This window comes from Vibrio viridaestus (genome assembly GCF_003856525.1).
GTDB classification, from domain to species: domain Bacteria; phylum Pseudomonadota; class Gammaproteobacteria; order Enterobacterales; family Vibrionaceae; genus Vibrio; species Vibrio viridaestus.
The window spans coordinates 1-439 of the sequence record NZ_RJVQ01000139.1 but is presented as its reverse complement, the minus strand read 5'-3'; the positions used below and the strand labels follow the sequence as shown (position 1 = coordinate 439).

Here is a 439-nt window from a genome sequence, read left to right as displayed (position 1 = left end):
AAACCGATCTCACTCTCCTTTGATGCGAATGCCAGCGTCAGACATCATATGCAGATACTCACCTGCATCCTGAACCCATTGACCTCCAACCCCGTAATAGCGATGCGTAATGATGTCGATAGTTACTAACGGGTCTTGTTCGATTAACTGCCGCAGAAACTCTTCCAGGTCACCAGTGCAGTGCTTGATAACAGGAGTCTTCCCAGGATGGCGAACAACAAGAAACTGGTTTCCGTCTTCACGGACTTCGTTGCTTTCCAGTTTAGCAATACGCTTACTCCCATCCGAGATAACACCTTCGTAATACTCACGCTGCTCGTTGAGTTTTGATTTTGCTGTTTCAAGCTCAACACGCAGTTTCCCTACTGTTAGCGCAATATCCTCGTTCTCCTGGTCGCGGCGTTTGATGTATTGCTGGTTTCTTTCCCGTTCATCCAGC

The 439-nt window shown here is 47.8% G+C and carries 1 protein-coding gene; it reads right to left on the bottom strand.

All coding sequences use genetic code 11. The features are described 5' to 3' along the window. Positions 1–9: 9 nt before the first annotated feature. Positions 10–439, bottom strand: a 430-nt coding sequence (locus EES38_RS21950) for an ead/Ea22-like family protein (RefSeq protein ID WP_148090391.1), incomplete at its 5' end; no start/stop codon positions are given.